The sequence below is a fragment of the Vogesella mureinivorans genome, assembly GCF_007644035.1.
Classification (GTDB): Bacteria; Pseudomonadota; Gammaproteobacteria; order Burkholderiales; family Chromobacteriaceae; genus Vogesella; species Vogesella mureinivorans.
In genome coordinates this window covers 1-476 of the sequence record NZ_VMTV02000209.1, presented here as the reverse complement: position 1 = coordinate 476, position 476 = coordinate 1, and the positions used below count along the sequence as shown (strand labels likewise).

The window sequence follows — 476 nt, the reverse complement described above, 5'->3', positions numbered from 1 at the left end:
TTCTGCTCCAGATATTTTTGGTCAGCAAATTGCCAACCCGATCGCTGCAATCTGGTCAGGTGCCATGATGTTGGATTTCTTGGCAGATGGTGATGAACAGGTGATTCAGGCAGGGCAAGACATTATGCAGGCGATTGAACATATCTTGGTTCATGGACCTAAAACGCCGGATGTTGGCGGAACTGCAAAAACTTACCAAGTTGGAGATGCCATTGCATCATTTGTAACTCACGAGAAAATGGATTTATTCGCTATGGAAATTTACGTTCAGGATTGAGGTTTGCAGATGCTGCTAAACCAATCGTTCCTGTACATGCAGGTCCCAAATCAGACAAACTCCTCCAATTCCCGCAATGCCTTGCGCAGCCGATCCCCCCATGCCAATCATCGCGCCGGTATGGCTGATGGGGCTCAGATGTCAGGTGCGAATGCGGCCGGGAAGGCCGCAAGCGACTGGGAAGCCGTGCGGGGCGCGG

At 51.1% G+C, this 476-nt stretch carries 2 protein-coding genes; both read left to right on the top strand.

What is annotated here, in order from left to right; genetic code table 11:
• Window positions 1-13: 13 nt before the first annotated feature.
• Window positions 14-277, top strand: a complete 264-nt coding sequence (locus FLQ44_RS07830) for an isocitrate/isopropylmalate family dehydrogenase (protein ID WP_338117466.1) — start codon at window positions 14-16, stop codon at window positions 275-277.
• Window positions 278-280: 3 nt separating this feature from the next.
• Window positions 281-476 (top strand): hypothetical protein (locus tag FLQ44_RS24040; protein ID WP_206208739.1); only part of this gene is annotated, 196 nt, incomplete at its 3' end.